At 71.3% G+C, this 14,362-nt stretch carries 15 protein-coding genes; 5 read left to right on the top strand and 10 right to left on the bottom strand.

Features of this window, described 5'->3' with window-relative positions:
* The first annotated feature begins 5 nt into the window (after nucleotides 1-5).
* Nucleotides 6-1,679 (top strand): ABC-F family ATP-binding cassette domain-containing protein, encoded by a 1,674-nt coding sequence (locus tag DEJ12_RS04600; protein WP_071404584.1) that lies wholly within the window; start codon nucleotides 6-8, stop codon nucleotides 1,677-1,679.
* 24 nt (nucleotides 1,680-1,703) lie between these two features.
* A complete protein-coding gene (locus DEJ12_RS04595) occupies nucleotides 1,704-2,621 on the top strand; it encodes a L,D-transpeptidase (RefSeq protein ID WP_111029209.1) in 918 nt (305 codons plus the stop codon).
* Nucleotides 2,622-2,684: 63 nt separating this feature from the next.
* On the opposite strand, the gene DEJ12_RS04590 is transcribed toward DEJ12_RS04595, so the two are convergent.
* The 3 genes from DEJ12_RS04590 to DEJ12_RS04580 are packed head-to-tail and all read right to left on the bottom strand — an operon-like array spanning nucleotide 2,685 to nucleotide 5,817.
* Entirely contained in the window at nucleotides 2,685-4,118 is a 1,434-nt protein-coding gene (locus DEJ12_RS04590; RefSeq protein WP_111029208.1) for a carboxylesterase family protein, read from the bottom strand.
* Nucleotides 4,115-5,461, bottom strand: coding sequence for a replication-associated recombination protein A (locus DEJ12_RS04585; RefSeq protein ID WP_111029207.1), 1,347 nt, complete (start codon nucleotides 5,459-5,461; stop codon nucleotides 4,115-4,117). The genes DEJ12_RS04590 and DEJ12_RS04585 overlap by 4 nt, the downstream gene beginning before the upstream one ends.
* On the bottom strand, nucleotides 5,458-5,817 hold the full coding sequence (locus tag DEJ12_RS04580) for an MmcQ/YjbR family DNA-binding protein (RefSeq protein ID WP_111029206.1): 360 nt from the start codon (nucleotides 5,815-5,817) through the stop codon (nucleotides 5,458-5,460). Before DEJ12_RS04580 ends, DEJ12_RS04585 begins: the two co-directional genes overlap by 4 nt.
* 197 nt (nucleotides 5,818-6,014) lie before the next feature.
* On the opposite strand from DEJ12_RS04580, the gene DEJ12_RS04575 reads away from it, so the two are divergent.
* Nucleotides 6,015-6,563 carry a TetR/AcrR family transcriptional regulator gene (locus tag DEJ12_RS04575; RefSeq protein ID WP_220034771.1) on the top strand — a complete coding sequence of 183 codons (549 nt, stop codon included), beginning with the start codon at nucleotides 6,015-6,017 and terminating at the stop codon, nucleotides 6,561-6,563.
* 61 nt (nucleotides 6,564-6,624) lie between these two features.
* Nucleotides 6,625-7,551, top strand: coding sequence for a zinc-binding dehydrogenase (locus DEJ12_RS04570; RefSeq protein WP_258370476.1), 927 nt, complete (start codon nucleotides 6,625-6,627; stop codon nucleotides 7,549-7,551).
* Nucleotides 7,552-7,717: 166 nt separating this feature from the next.
* On the opposite strand, the gene DEJ12_RS04565 is transcribed toward DEJ12_RS04570, so the two are convergent.
* Both DEJ12_RS04565 and DEJ12_RS04560 read right to left on the bottom strand, forming a co-directional pair.
* Nucleotides 7,718-8,287: a gluconokinase gene (locus tag DEJ12_RS04565; protein ID WP_111029203.1), complete on the bottom strand. Its 570-nt coding sequence runs from the start codon at nucleotides 8,285-8,287 to the stop codon at nucleotides 7,718-7,720.
* Complete coding sequence (locus tag DEJ12_RS04560) at nucleotides 8,284-9,840, bottom strand: GntP family permease (protein WP_220034772.1); 1,557 nt, start codon at nucleotides 9,838-9,840, stop codon at nucleotides 8,284-8,286. Before DEJ12_RS04560 ends, DEJ12_RS04565 begins: the two co-directional genes overlap by 4 nt.
* A gap of 207 nt (nucleotides 9,841-10,047) precedes the next feature.
* Here DEJ12_RS04560 and DEJ12_RS04555 point away from each other — a divergent pair, with 207 nt between their 5' ends.
* On the top strand, nucleotides 10,048-10,746 hold the full coding sequence (locus tag DEJ12_RS04555) for a FadR/GntR family transcriptional regulator (RefSeq protein WP_181433017.1): 699 nt from the start codon (nucleotides 10,048-10,050) through the stop codon (nucleotides 10,744-10,746).
* 106 nt (nucleotides 10,747-10,852) lie between these two features.
* On the opposite strand, the gene DEJ12_RS04550 is transcribed toward DEJ12_RS04555, so the two are convergent.
* From DEJ12_RS04550 to DEJ12_RS04530, 5 genes are all read right to left on the bottom strand, one after another.
* A complete protein-coding gene (locus DEJ12_RS04550) occupies nucleotides 10,853-11,458 on the bottom strand; it encodes a GNAT family N-acetyltransferase (RefSeq protein ID WP_027465815.1) in 606 nt (201 codons plus the stop codon).
* Between the two features lie 9 nt (nucleotides 11,459-11,467).
* Entirely contained in the window at nucleotides 11,468-12,151 is a 684-nt protein-coding gene (locus DEJ12_RS04545) for a uracil-DNA glycosylase (protein WP_111029201.1), read from the bottom strand.
* A 5-nt stretch (nucleotides 12,152-12,156) separates the two neighbouring features.
* Nucleotides 12,157-12,876: a Type 1 glutamine amidotransferase-like domain-containing protein gene (locus DEJ12_RS04540; protein WP_111024830.1), complete on the bottom strand. Its 720-nt coding sequence runs from the start codon at nucleotides 12,874-12,876 to the stop codon at nucleotides 12,157-12,159.
* The gene (locus DEJ12_RS04535) at nucleotides 12,873-13,400 is read right to left on the bottom strand and encodes a phosphoribosyltransferase (RefSeq protein WP_051596753.1); all 528 of its coding nucleotides are present in this window, start codon (nucleotides 13,398-13,400) and stop codon (nucleotides 12,873-12,875) included. Before DEJ12_RS04535 ends, DEJ12_RS04540 begins: the two co-directional genes overlap by 4 nt.
* 82 nt (nucleotides 13,401-13,482) lie before the next feature.
* Nucleotides 13,483-14,256, bottom strand: coding sequence for an SDR family oxidoreductase (locus DEJ12_RS04530; RefSeq protein ID WP_111024829.1), 774 nt, complete (start codon nucleotides 14,254-14,256; stop codon nucleotides 13,483-13,485).
* Nucleotides 14,257-14,362: the final 106 nt, after the last annotated feature.

The raw sequence follows: 14,362 nt of genomic DNA, 5'->3' as shown, positions 1-14,362 counted from the left end.
GGCGCATGACCGCCACGCTCGTCGCCAAGGGCCTGTCCGGCGGGTACGCCGCTCGCACGCTGTTCGACTCCCTCGACCTGACGGTGGCGCCGGGCGACGTGATCGGGGTCGTCGGCGTGAACGGTGCCGGCAAGTCCACCCTGCTCCGACTGCTGGCCGGTGTCGACGAGCCGCTGGCCGGCACGGTGTCCCTGGCACCGACGGACGCGTTCGTGGGGTGGCTCCCCCAGGAGCACGAGCGCATCGCTGGCGAGACCGTCGCGGCGTACCTCGGGCGGCGGACCGGCTGCACCGAGGCGACGGCGACGATGGACGCAGCGGCCGCGGCGCTCGGGGACCCCGACGCCGGCGACGCAGCGGCCGACCGGTACTCGGCGGCGCTCGACCGCTGGCTCGCCGCGGGGGCCGCCGACCTGGAGGACCGGATCCCGGCGGTGCTCGCCGACCTCGGCCTCGAACCCGGCACCGGCGACTCCGGTGCGGACGGCGTCGGCCCGGACTCCCTGATGACCGCGCTGTCCGGTGGGCAGGTCGCTCGTGTCGGGCTCGCCGCGCTGCTGCTCTCGCGGTTCGACATCGTCCTGCTCGACGAGCCGACCAACGACCTCGACCTGGACGGCCTCGACCGGCTCGAGGCGTTCGTGCGCGGGCTGCGCGGCGGGGTGGTGCTCGTCAGCCACGACCGTGAGTTCCTGGCGCGTTCGGTGACCTCGGTGCTCGAGCTCGACCTGGCGCAGTCGTCGAACCGGTTGTTCGGCGGCGGGTACGACTCGTTCCTCGAGGAGCGCGAGATCGCCCGGCAGCACAAGCGTGACGCGTACGACGAGTTCGCGTCGACGAAGGCCGACCTGGTCTCGCGGGCACGGACGCAGCGCGAGTGGTCGAGCCAGGGTGTGCGGAACGCCATGAAGAAGAGCCCGGACAACGACAAGATCCGCCGCCGTGCCGCCTCGGAGTCGAGCGAGAAGCAGGCGCAGAAGGTCCGGCAGATGGAGTCCCGCATCGCCCGGCTCGACGAGGTCGAGGAGCCGCGCAAGGAGTGGCAGCTCGAGTTCACCATCGGCAGCGCACCCCGGTCGTCGGCCGTCGTCGCGACGTTGTCGAACGCCACGTTCACCCAGGGCGACTTCACCCTCGGCCCGGTCTCGCTGCAGGTCGACGGCGGTGACCGGATCGGCATCACCGGCCCGAACGGCGCCGGCAAGTCCACCCTCCTGCGGGCGCTGCTCGGCAAGCAGGCGCCGACGACGGGCACGGCCTCGCTCGGGTCCAGCGTCGCGGTCGGCGAGGTCGACCAGGCGCGTGCGGCGTTCACCGGTGACCAGCCCCTGGCAGCGGCGTTCGAGGCGATCGTCCCCGAGTACACGACCGCCGACGTCCGGACGCTGCTCGCGAAGTTCGGGCTGAAGGCGGACCACGTCGGCCGACCGGCCTCGGCGCTCTCCCCCGGCGAGCGCACCCGGGCCGGACTCGCGCTGCTGCAGGCCCGCGGGGTGAACGTGCTCGTCCTCGACGAACCGACCAACCACCTCGACCTCACCGCGATCGAGCAGCTCGAGCAGGCACTGGAGTCCTACGACGGAACCCTGCTGCTCGTCACACACGACCGGCGCATGCTGGAGACAGTCCGACTCGACCGGCAGTGGCGGGTCGAGGGCGGCACCGTCACCGAACGCTGACGGATCGACCGAGGGGGAAGCACCATGCGACGCAACACCTGGATCGCGACGACTGCCGGGGTGGTGGTGCTCGCCGTCGCTGCCGTCGTGGTGGGGGTGACCGTCGGGTCGCCGGCACCGGAGCCGACCCGCGCTGCCCGGGGCACGACGACACCGACCCCGAGCGCCACGCCGAAACCGAGGCCGACGCTCGCGGCCGTCCCCGCTGCACCGTCCGACGCGACCCTGGCCGCGCTGCCGTTGGCGTTCCACGACGCCGTCGTGCCGCAGTTGCTCGACGGCGGGGACGTGGAGCCCGAGGACACGTGGCAGATCGCGACCCCGCGCACGCAGCTCGTCGCCCTGTACGCGAGCCCGTCGAGCCGCGCCCGGCCGGTGGCGACCCTGTCCCACCTGGTGTCGACGATCAACCGACCCGCGGCGACCGCGGTGTGGGGTCGCTCCCCCGGCAAGGACGGCGGGATGCTCCTGGTGTCGACGCCGTCCCGCAACCGCACCCCCGGTGACGGCGGCGACCCGGACGCCCCGAGCGCGACGTTCGCCTGGGCCCGGGCCGCCGACTTCACCGTGACGCGCACCGACCGGATGATCACGGTCGACGTCGCCGCCAGCACGGTGTCCGTCGTCACCCGGAAGGGGAAGGTCACCGCCACCGAGGCCGCGCGGCTCGGGACGCCGGAGGACCCGACACCGACCGACACCGCCACCTACGTCGAGGCGGCGTACGTCGACACCCGCGTCGCGTACACGCAGGGCAACCCGATCATCCTGACCGGGGCGCACTCGTCGCGGATCCCGTCGTACGGCGGCAACGCTGCGCTGACCGCGTTGCACTACTACCCGGACCCGACGGGCAGCTCGCACGGCTGCGTCCGGATCTCGGCGGAGATGACGAAGACGCTCGCGGCGCTGCCCGTCGGCACCCCGATCCGGTTCGACTGAGCCCGGGTCAGTGGAAGGGGCAGCGGCCCCGGATGTGGAGGCAGCCCCGCCCCGGTGGATCTGCTACGGCCGCTCCACCCCTGAGAAGGTCTCAAGGACTGCTTCTGCGTGGGCGGTGGCGTCGTAGGGCATGTCGCCGACCCCCATGACGATCGGCACCGCGCCGACAGGTTCCCACAGCGCACCGGCGTCGCCGGATGCGAGCGCGAGCAGCGTGTCACGGACGAAGGTGTCTCGGAGGACCTGTGCGCCACTCGCGCCGGGCTTTGTCCGGCCGACGATGCCGTACATCTCGGTTCCGTGCACCGCGTGCGCTCCCTCGACGGGCCCGACCGAGAGCAGGTGGGCGTTTCCGCCCGCGGCTGCGTGCGCGAGTGCACCACGCGTCTGCGGCAACGTGAAGGAGAAGTCGGTGAGGAGTGCCCCGCGGACTTCGACCGGAGTGCGTCCGTCCACGTCGTACGCAGCGACGATCTGACGGGCTCGGCTGCGCGGGATGCGGTTCCGATGGGCGAACTCGGCAACGAGGTCGTCGATGCTGCCCGGGTCGAAGTCGTCGGTGCGGTGCAGGACCCACCAGTCGGTTTCGTGAGTGGTGCTGCTGAAGAGGATGTCGACGTCCTTGTGCCGACCGGACTCGAGGGCCTGCAGGGCCAGGTCCGCGAGGACACCGTGAGGTCCCCCACGGTCGTCGACGATCCCGACGAGGTCGTTGTCGACTCCGTGCGCGGCACCGGGGTCAGCCGATTGTGTCCCCGCCATCGCTTCGGCGAGCTCGTACGCGTCGACGTGGAGGAGCTGTTCGGGGTCGTCCTGCAGCCCGAGCGCCGTGACGACCGCATGGGCACGCTCCTCTGCGCCCCAGGCCGGCACCTGACGGGCGGGCATCCCGGAGAACGCAGCCAGGTGGTGGTAGAGGCCGTCAGCAGACGGTGCGCCGAGCAGGTTCAGGGTCGAGTACGCGCCGGCGCTGTGCCCAGTGATGGTGACGTTGTTCGGATCACCACCGAACCGGCTGATGTTGTGCTGGACCCACTGCAGCGCGGCGATGACGTCCTGGAGGCAGAGGTTCGACGCTTCTGCAAGTGCGCCCCCGTACTGCGACAGGGTGAGCGCCCCGAAAGCACCGAGTCGGTAGTTGATGGAGACGGCGACGGCGCGTCCGGTCGCGGCGAGTCCGGACGCGTCGGAGGTGGTCTGCGTGTTCGCACCGAGCATCCATCCGCCGCCGAAGATGTACACGATGACCGGAAGCGGTTCGTCGCCAGCGTCTCCCGGTGCCCAGATGTTGAGGTTGAGGCAGTCTTCACTGAACCCGTTGTCGGCTTCGAGCCAGCTGGTGTCACCGGCTTGCAGAGGCGCGGGGCCCTTCTGGTCGTAGGGCAGATCGGGGTCGAAGGGCGCGACCATCGGGCTGCGGAACCGGTCCGCGGTCGCGTAAGGAACGCCGAGCCAGGATCGGACGGCAGCCTGGTCTGCGGTTTCGGACGTGGTCATGCGGATGGTCCTTTCGGTGAGGTGGTGTCATCGCGCTCCGTCGAGTCGCCGCCGGCGGCGGCGGCGCGGAGCTGAGCCCAGTGTCGGAGGCGTTCAGTGATGGCGCGTTCGTAGCCGCCGGCAGTGGGTTCGTAGAACGTCTCTCGGGGCATGCCGTCGGGGAAGTAGTCGGCGCCGGAGAAACCGGTGTCGGTGTCGGGGTCGTACTGGTAGCCACGGCCGTAACCGAGGTCCTTCATCAGCCGGGTCGGGGCGTTGAGGATGTGTGCCGGTGGCGCCAGCGATCCGGTGCGCTTGGCTGCGGCGCGTGCCCTGTTGAAGCCGCGGTACACGCCGATCGATTTCGGTGCGGTTGCGAGGTAGAGGACGGCCTGCGCGATCGCGAGTTCGCCTTCGGGTGAGCCGAGCCGCTCGTACACGTCCCACGCGGCGAGGGCCTGCTGCACTGCCCCTGGGTCTGCCATGCCGACGTCTTCGGTGGCGAACCGGGTGATCCGTCGGGCGATGAACAGCGGGTCTTCTCCACCGTCGAGCATCCTCGCCAACCAGTACAGAGCAGCGTCCGGGTCGGAGCCGCGCATCGACTTGTGGAGGGCGGAGATGAGGTTGTAGTGGCCCTCCTGCGCCTTGTCGTACAGCGGCGCCCGTTTCTGCACCGCTGCGGCGAGAGCAGCCGCATCGACGGGTGCGGGCAGCGTCTGGACCTGTTCGATCATGTTCAGCAGGTACCGGCCGTCCCCGTCAGCCATGGCGATCAGCGCCTGCCGGGCGTCCGCGTCGAGCGCGAGCGGCGCTCCGAGCAGGTCTTCCGCGCGGCTGATGAGCGTGGCGAGCGCAGCATCGTCCAGGCGTTTCAGGACGAACACCTGACCGCGGGAGAGCAGCGCGCCGTTGAGTTCGAAGCTAGGGTTCTCGGTTGTCGCTCCGACCAGGACGATGGTGCCGTCCTCGACGTACGGCAAGAACGCATCCTGCTGCGCCCGGTTGAAGCGGTGGATCTCGTCGACGAACAGCAGCGTGCCCTGCCCGACCTCGCGCCGTCGCCGAGCGGTCTGGAACACCTTCCGGAGGTCTGCGACACCGGAGAACGTTGCCGACAGGGGTTCGAAGGCGAGGTCGGTCTGCTCAGCGAGGAGCCTGGCGATCGTGGTCTTCCCGCAGCCGGGAGGCCCCCAGAGAACCATCGAGACAAGCCGTTTCGACGCCACCATCCGCCCGATCGGAGCGTCTTCAGCGAGCAGGTGGTCCTGCCCGACCACATCGGCCAGGACGCGCGGACGCAACCGGTCCGCGAGCGGCCGGGAAGCGTCATCGACGTCGAACAGGGACGGCGGCTCGTTCACGAATCCTCCTCCTGGCGGTGTCCGTCCGCGAGGTCGTACGAGCCGAGCACGAGATCCTCGATCAGGCGCTTCGTGATGCCCGGGCCGGGGCCGACGGATGTCCAGTGGTGCTTGTTGAGGTACTGCCCGGCCCCGATCGACCCGTGGTCTCGGCGGAGCGCATCAGCGTGATGCGGATCGGCCTTCACGGTGATGATCTGCAGGTCCGGGTCGTCCTCGGTGACGATCAGGAACACCTTGTCCCGAACCTTCCACACCTCGAGGTGTGGCGTGAACGGCCGACCGGTGCTGACGTGCTCGAGCGCAGTGGCGGTGTTCCTGGCGGTGCGCTGCAGTTGCTCGCCGGAGAGGGTCACTGCTCACGCCTCGGCGCGGCCTTGAGGACGACGATCGGTTCCCCGGCGACCCCGGTCAGCAGCGTGTTGTCCTTCACGAGACTCCCTTGCTCTGGTCTAATCTGGAAGAAGTACGTACCACTGTACGCACTGATGCCGACATCGGAGAGAGCATGCGTCGAGGGAAACCCAATGACCCTGGCCGTCGATCGCGAATCGTGGAGGCCGCCCTCGACGTGATCAAGGCCGACGGGATCAGCGCGGTGTCCTACCGTGGCGTTGCTGCGCGAGCCGAGGTGCCCCTGGGGTCGATGACGTACTACTTCCCGACCCTCGACGGCCTCATCCTGGCTGCCCTGGATTCGACCCGCAGCGCGCTCGAGCCGCGGTACGCCGCCCCGGTTCGCGATGCCCGAAGCGCTGGCGACGTGGTGGATGCGCTCGTCGACGCGACGATCGGGGCCACCAGTCCGACCCTTGCCGACATCCGGCTGTACGAGGAGATACGCCACCACGGCGCGCGCGACCCGAAGGTGGCGGCGGTGCTCCAGGCAGTCGAGGACGATTCCCTCGTGATGCTCCGGCCCGTCGCGCCCACGAACATCGCTCTCGCCATCAACGCGATGCTGTGGGGGTGGTGGAGCCACCGGTTGGCACACCCCAACGCACCTCTCGACGAGACCACCGTCCGCCGCCCCTACGAAGTGATCATCGGGCTGGTCCCGGCCGGGTACCCACTCCACACGGAGGAGCACGACGACGCCTGAAACGATGCAGGCCGTCCGCCTGACCGGTCCTGTCGCACCCGAGGAACTCACCGTGGGCGAGGTGCCACTCCCAGCGGTCACCGCGGGCCACGTCCGGATCCGAGTGCGAGCGTTCGGCGTCAACGAGTCCGAAGTCACCAGCCGGAAGGGTGGATCCGGCCCCGACTTCTCCTTCCCCCGCATCCTCGGTATCGAAGCCACTGGCGTCGTCGATGCCGTCGGCGACGGCGTGGACCTCGTTCCAGGGCAGAAGGTCGCCACGATGATGGGCGGCCTCGGACGCACCATCGACGGCAGCTACGCCGAGTACGCCGTCGTCGACGCAGCCGACACGATCCCCTTCGAGACCGACCTCGGGTGGGACATCGTCGGCGCGCTCCCGGAGATGCTGCAAACCGCCCACGGAGCGCTGACGACCGGCGTCCACCTTCAGGCCGGCCAGCAGGTGCTCATCCATGGTGGGACCTCGACCGTCGGCCTCACCGCCATCGCGATCGCCCACCAGCTCGGTGCCACCGTCTTCGCCACCACCCGCAACCCGGGGCGAGCGGACGTGCTGCACCAGGTCGGCGCCGACCACGTCCTCATCGACGATGCGACGCTGCCGGCCGCCGTCCGCTCGATCGCGACGAAAGGACTCGACGCTGCCCTTGAGTTCGTCAGCGCGACAGCGCTGTCGGACGTGCTGACGCTGACCCGGCCCGGTGGCACCGTCTGCTTCGTCGGCGCGCTCAGCGACGAATGGACCATCCCGGACTTCTCGCCGTTCACGATCCCCAACGGCGTCCGCCTCACGAGCTACGCAGGACAAGCCTCCGATCTCTCCGCTGACGCTCTTGGCGGGTACCTCCGCGCGATCGAAGCAGGAACCATGCGCGTCGTCATCTCCAGCACGTACACCGGACTCGACCAGGTCGCTGCAGCCCACGAGGACTTCGGATCGAGCCGCCGCATCGGCAAACGAGTCGTCGTGATCCCGGCAGACTGAACACCAGAGGCAGTCAGGAGCCGCTCCTTCCGACTATCACTCGTCGCGCCATGGGCACCGCCGGACGGGTCCGGCGCCACAGGTGGGCACCGAACCCGTAGCCGCGGGTCAGGAGCGAGAGGGAGTCGTCGATCGCCATGCGGCCATGCTGCCGAGCGCCGCCCGATCAGGCTCTCGGGATCCGGACCAGTCCGAGCCGCGCCACGACCTCGGCGCTCTCCTCTTCCGGGGTGCGGTCGGCGGCGATCGTCAGGTGGGCCTCGTCGGACTGCGGCGGCTCGAGCGTGGCGAGCTGCGACTGCAGCAGCGACGTCGGCATGAAGTGCCCGGAACGCTGCGACATCCGCTCCTCGATGAGCGCGCCGTCACCGGCCACGTGCACGAACACCACCCCGGGGGCCCGCAGCACGTCGCGGTACGAGCGCTTCAGGGCCGAGCAGGTCACGACGCCGTTCGTCCCGGCGTCCAGGTGTCCGCGGATCCAGCCGGCGACGACGTCGAGCCACGGCCAGCGGTCCTCGTCGGTGAGCGGGGTGCCGGCGTGCATCTTGTCGACGTTCGCTGGCGGGTGCATCGCGTCGCCCTCGGCGAACTCCCACCCGACCTGCTCCGCCACCATGGCGGCGACGGTCGACTTGCCGGACCCGGAGACCCCCATCACGACCAGGACACGTGCATCCAGCCCGGCGTCGGACGCACCGGCAGCAGCGGCCGCACCGAGGTCTGCGCCGCTCATCGGATGAACACCCCGGCCAGCAGGACCCCGAGGAGACCGAACACCGAGATGAGGCACTCGAGCACCGTCCACGTCTTGAACGTCTGCCCCACCGTGGTGCCGAGGTACCCCTTCACCAGCCAGAACCCGGCGTCGTTCACGTGCGACAGGAACACCGAGCCGGCACCGATCGCGAGCACGAGCAGCGAGGTCATCGGCGTTGACAGGTCGGCGGCGATCGGCGCCATGATGCCGGCGGCGGTCACGGTGGCGACCGTGGCCGACCCGGTCGCCACGCGCACCAGGGCCGAGACGACCCAGGCGACGAGCAGCACCGAGACGCCAGAGTCCTTGACGGCGTCGGCGATCACGCCGCCGATCCCCGTGTCGATGAGCACCTGCTTGAAGCCACCGCCGGCGCCGACGATGAGCAGCACCCCGGCGATCGGGGGCAGCGCGCTCTCGAGCGACTTCGACACCGCCGATCGGTCCATGCCACCGCCGATCGCGAAGAAGACCATCGCGTAGACGGCCGCGATGCCGATGGCGATCATCGGCGAACCGAGGAAGTCGAGCAGGCTCACCCACGACCCGGCAGCGTCGGGAGCGGTGGCCTCACGGATCGCCTGGGCGAGCATGAGCACGACCGGCAGCAGGATGCCGATCAGGGCGACGGTGAACGACGGGCTGCGCGGCTCGCTGATGACGCGCGTGAAGTCGCTCTTGCCGTTGGGCAGGGACGCGGTGTCCTGCGTGGCGGGGCCGCGCCGGGCCTCCCGTCCGGGGTGTGCCGGGTCGTCGGCGAAGGCGGCGGACCCGGAACCCGACCCCGAACCCGGGCCGGCGGTGGCGACCGCCCCACGCGACCCGAACATGTCGGGGACGGGGATGTCGACCCAGCGGGCCGCGAAGCGGGCGAAGAGCGGCCCGGCCAGGATGATCACCGGGATCGCCAGCACGATGCCGAAGGCGAGCGTGGTGCCGAGGTTCGCGCCGACGGTGGAGATCGCGACGAGCGGGCCGGGGTGCGGCGGGACGAACGCGTGCATCGTCGACAGGCCGACCAGGGCGGGGACGGCGATCTTCATGATCGGCACCTCGCTCCGCTTGGCGACGAGCACGATGATCGGGATGAGCAGGACGAGGCCGACCTCGAAGAACATCGGCAGTCCGATGAGCGCGCCGATCAGGGCCATCGTCCACGGCAGCGCCGCCTTCGACGACTTCCGCACCAGGGTGTCCACGACGCGGTCCGCTGCGCCGGAGTCGACGAGCATCTTGCCGAACATCGCCCCGAGCCCGACCAGGATGCCGACGCTCGTCATGGTCGCGCCGAAGCCGTCACCGAAGCTGGTGACTGCCTTGTCGGGAGCGAGCCCCGCGCCGATGCCGACGCCGAGCGCGCCGATCGTGAGCGCGATGAACGGGTGCACCTTCAGCCAGGTGATGAGCGCGATGATCACCACGATGCCGGCGAGCGCCGCGATGATCAGCTGCGGGATCGAACCGGACGGGTCGACCGTCTCGGTGGCGCCACCTGTGGCGAGCAGGTGGTCCGGGAGAGCGTGAGGCATCAGCGCCCCTTCCTGGAGTCGCTGCTGCGCGGCTCCGTCGCCTTCGTGTCGAGGGTGGACTGGCGCGACGAACGCCGACCCTCAATAATCTGATTAATCAGACTATACGACGTCGTCCCGCGCGCCAACCGCCCGTCCCCGGAGTCTGCCGCTTCGATGGGACCGGCGTCACGACGACCGCGTGACCCGTACTGCACGGAGGAAACGATGCCCACCGCACGCGGACTGCACGCCCACGTGCTCGACACCCTGGGCCAGCGGATCGTCGACGGCGACCTGCCCACGGGTTCCGTCGTGCGACCCGAGCTGGTCGCCGACGAGTTCGGGGTGTCCCGCTCCGTCGTCCGCGAGGCCCTGCGCGTCCTGCAGTCCCTCGGCCTGGTCGAGCCCCGGCAGCGGGTCGGCACGCTCGTCCGCGACATCACCGCGTGGGAGCTGCTCGCCCCCACCGTGATCCGGTGGCGCGGTACTTCACCGGCGTACTTCGTGCAGCAGCGGGAGCTCGTGGAGCTCCGGCTCGGCGTCGAACCGGTCGCGGCGTCCCTGGCCGCCGGCTCCGAGGGCGCGGACGCCGTGCTCGCCGCCGCCGAGGACATGCTCGAGGCCTGCGGACGCGAGGACAGCCGCGCCTACCTGGAGGCCGACGTCCGCTTCCACCGCGCCCTGCTCACCGGGTCGGGGAACGCCGTGTTCGCGCACTTCGCCGGCACGGTCGAGGCGCTGCTCCGCACCCGCACGTCGGAGTCGCGCGACCCCATCACGCGCTGGACGCGCGAGGCGGCGCTCCGGCACCAGGCGGTCGGGCGCGCAGCGGTCGAGGGTGACGCGGACGCCGCGGCGGCGGCGGCCACCGCGCTGCTCCGCGTGACGCGCGACGAGTTCATCACCGAGGCGCCGGCGGGCTGACGCGACCGGGCGACGGCCTGGAGGCGCGTGCCGGGGCCGCCACGGGCCTCCCGTCCGCCCCGCGGCCGCGTCTCGAGCGTGACGCGTGTCGACCGCGTCAGCTCCGTCAGCGTCGTCGCGCGAACAGCCGCGGGCCGCGCAGGCGGAGCCGCATCGTGACCGTGCCGAGCCAGCGGTCGTACTTGTAGCCGACCTTGCCCATCCGGCCCACTTCCTCGAAGCCGAGCCGCTCGTGCAGCCGGATCGACGCCTCGGCCTGGCGGTCCGCGATGACGGCGACGACCTCGCGCACGCCGGCCGACCGGCACTCGTCGAGCAGCGCCTCCATCAGCGCGCGGCCGAGCCCCTTGCCACCGGACGCGGCGCCGAGGTAGATCGAGTCCTCGACGACGTGGTTCGAGCGGTCCCGCGGGTTCCACGCGTCGACCAGGGCGTACCCGAGGATCTGCCCGGCGGGGTTCTCCGCCACCAGGAACGGCAGGCGGCGCTTCCGGATGTCGTCGTAGCGCTTCTTCCACGCGGCGTACGTGAACGCCGCCGGGTCGAAGGTCACCGACGAGTTGCGGACGTAGTGCGTGTGGATCTCGCGCACGTGGGGCAGGTCCCCCACCTCGGCCGCACGGATGCGGTACTCGAAGGCCGTCTCGGTCGCCGCCGGGGCACGCAGGTGTCGCGGCAGGACCCGCCGTCGCTGGTATTCCTCCTCGAGCACGTGCCGAGCCTACTGAGCGGGCAGCGTCCAGTCGACGGGCGGTGCGCCCTGCGACTCGAGCAGCGCGTTCACCTGCGAGAACGGGCGGCTGCCGAAGAACCCGCGCGACGCGCTGAGCGGGCTCGGGTGGGCCGACGCGACGACCGGGGTGTCGCCGAGGAGCGGTCGCACCGAACCGGCCTGGGCGCCCCAGAGCACTGCCACGAGCGGGGTGCCCCGGGCGACCAGGGCGCGGACGGCCTGGTCGGTCACAGCCTCCCAACCCTTGCCGCGGTGGCTGCCGGCCTCGCCCGCCTGCACGGTGAGCACCCGGTTGAGCAGCAGGACGCCCTGGTCGGACCACGCCCGCAGGTCACCGTGTTGCGGGGGCGTCACCCCGAGGTCGTCGACGAGCTCGCGGTAGATGTTCGCCAGGCTCCGCGGCACCGGACGGACGGCCGGGTCGACGGCGAAGGACAGCCCGATCGGGTGGCCCGGCGTCGGGTACGGGTCCTGCCCGACGACCAGCACCTTGACGGCGTCGAACGGGCTCGTGAACGCGCGGAGTACGTCGCCGCCGGCGGGCAGGTAGTGGCGACCGGCTGCGGTCTCGTCGCGGAGCCACTCGCCGATCCTGTGTACGTCGGGTTCGACGGGTGCGAGGGCATCGGCCCAGCCGGGGTCGACCAGGTCGGCCAGTGGCCGTGGTTCCACGTCGGCTACGCGCCCATGGTGGCGACGGCCACCGACTCCTCGCCGGCCATCACACGCCAGACGCTGCCGGTCCCGCGGACCTCGAGCGCGCCCTCGCCGACGACGAGCGTGGTGTCCTCGTCGATCGCGAGTCCGGCGGTGACGAACTCGGCCTCGGCGCTGGCGATGAGCCGCGCGAGCGTGCCGGCCTGCACCGCGTGCACGTCGATGGTCAGGTCGACCAGGCCGAGGCCCTCGCGGAGCTCGACCTCGTCCAGCCCCTCGGACGCCGCCTCGGGGCAGATCTCGACGCCGCCGATGCGCCAGCCGCCCACCAGGGCACGGTCGGCAGCGATCATCGCACCGGCCGAGTAGCCGAGGTAGGGCAGCCCGTCGGAGACGAGCAGCCGGAGCTGGTCGACGAGCGGGGCGATCGCCGCCAGGTAGTCGGGGGTGACGCCGCCACCGATCACCAGGGCGTCGACGTCGCTCAGGACGGTGGTGTCGAAGACCTGACCGGCCGCGACCTCGGTGACGAGCACCTCGGCCGTGCGCGGGCCGCCGAGGACCTCGGCGATGTCGGCAGTCGACGACGGGCTGCCACCGTCCGGGCCCGCCACGGAGAGCAGGGCGATGCGCGGGACGCTCCGGCCGACCGCTGCCGAACGGGCGGTCGCCTCGGCGAGGAACGGCGCTGCGGCGTCCGAGGCGGCGAAGAGACCGCCGCCGACCAGGTGGATGCTCACGACTCGGCCGTCACGGGGGCGAGGGCGCTCCACGGGAACGTGATCCAGCCGTCGACCCGGCGCCACACGTGGTCGGGCTCGAGGACGGTGCCGGGCTTCGAGTACAGGCAGGCGCTCCGGACGTCGGCACCCGCGTTCCGGATGATGTCGACCACCAGGCGCAGGGTGCGGCCGGAGTCCGACACGTCGTCGACGACGAGGACCCGCTTGCCGGCCAGGCTCGGGGCGTCGAGGGCGGGGGCGAGCACGACCGGCTCCTCCAGCCGCTGCTCGACGTCGGTGTAGAACTCGACGTTGATCGAGCCGCACTCCTTGGTGCCGAGGGCGTACGCCACGGCGCCGGCGATGATCAGTCCGCCGCGGGCGACGGCGACGACGACCTCGGGCTCGAAGCCGCTGGACAGGACGTCCTTGGCGAGCAGGCGTGCGGCGTCACCGAACTCGAGCCAGCCGAGTACCTCGGGCCCGCTCGTCACGGTCACGGTGGACGGAGCCGCGGGCTCGGGTTCGCTGCTGATCGGCATCCGACCACGGTACCGGCAGGGAGCCCGCGCCCGCGACCCGCGCCCGCCGCCCGGGCGCTGCGCGAGTCCGGCGCGGGTCGGCTCAGCGGGGCGTCAGCGGGCCACGCGCCAGCTTGTGCTGCGCCGACTGCGCCACCGGCCGGATCGTCACGAGGTCGAGGTTCACGTGTGCCGGCAGCTCCACCGCGTGCACGATCGCCTCGGCGACGTCGTCGGCCACGAGCGGCTCCGGCACGTCGTCGTACACCGCGGCGGCCTTCTGCTCGTCCCCGCGGAACCGGGTGAGCGCGAACTCGTCGGTCTTCACCATGCCCGGCGCGATCTCGACGACCCGGATCGGCTCGCCGTTCAGCTCGAGCCGGAGCGCGCCGACCAGGGCGTGCTCGGCGAACTTCGCGGCGTTGTAGCCGCCACCGTTCTCGTACGCGACGAACCCGGCGGTGCTGGTCACCGTGACGATGTCCGCGCCCCCGGACTCCCGAGCCCGGTCCCGCAGGTGCGGCAGCAGCGCGGAGACGACCCGCTTCGTGCCGATCACGTTGACCTCGAACATGGCGCGCCAGTCGTCGACGTCGGACTCCTCGACGCTCGCCGAACCGAACGCCCCACCCGCGTTGTTCACGAGTACGTCGGCACCGCCGAGGTCCGCGACCCGCGCGGCGAGCGCCGCGACGTCGTCGGCGTCCGTGATGTCGGCGACCAGGGTGTCGGCCCCGGTCTCCGCGGCGAGCGCCTCGAGCTTCGCGGCGCGGCGGGCCACGGCGAGCACGTCCCAGCCCCGCGACCGGAACAGCCGGACGGTGGCCGCCCCGATGCCCGAGCTCGCTCCGGTGACGACTGCGCGCCGTGCTGCCATGTGATCTGCCTCCTGCGTCGGTGACCGGGCGTGTGGTGGCCCGGTCCGTCCACCGTACCGAGCGGGACGCTTCCGGCACCGCACCGGGCCGTCCAGGTCACGATCC

Source organism: Curtobacterium sp. MCLR17_059 (assembly GCF_003234665.1).
Taxonomy (GTDB): Bacteria; Actinomycetota; Actinomycetes; order Actinomycetales; family Microbacteriaceae; genus Curtobacterium; species Curtobacterium flaccumfaciens.
Note: the sequence above shows the minus strand (reverse complement) of the source record. Positions and strands in the feature narration are given on the sequence as shown.